This is a genomic window from Pseudoalteromonas sp. MMG024, from assembly GCF_021654175.1.
Lineage (GTDB): Bacteria > Pseudomonadota > Gammaproteobacteria > Enterobacterales > Alteromonadaceae > Pseudoalteromonas.
The window spans coordinates 1-387 of sequence record NZ_JAKFZO010000068.1 but is presented as its reverse complement, the minus strand read 5'-3'; the positions used below and the strand labels follow the sequence as shown (position 1 = coordinate 387).

Here is a 387-nt window from a genome sequence, read left to right as displayed (position 1 = left end):
GGAACCCAATTCAAAACCCATGACACGCAGGCCCTTGCCGAGCACTTCAATTACGTTAAGCACAGTGAAAATCGTCACACCGAGTACCCAGTTGTCAGGCTATGCGCCTTGTGCTCACTGCGCAGCCGCTTGTTGCACGATGTCGCCTTTGGTCCGAGTTCCACCGGGGAAGTGAACTACGCCAAGAAGCTGGCGATGTCGGTTCCTGCCGACTCTCTGACCATTTTTGATCGCTGTTACTTAAGCGCTGAACTGATGCTCAACTGGCAGCGCCAACATGGTTCAAGCCACTGGATGACGCCGGTGAAATCCAACACAAAATATGAAGTGGTAGAGCAGCAGGACAAAGAAGGACGTGACTTCATCGTTGAAATGAAGGTCTCTGGA

General features: G+C 51.9%; 1 protein-coding gene. It reads left to right on the top strand.

Annotated features, from left to right (window positions below):
- Positions 1 to 387: transposase (locus L1068_RS21890; protein WP_237131972.1), on the top strand; the 387-nt coding region annotated here is incomplete at both ends.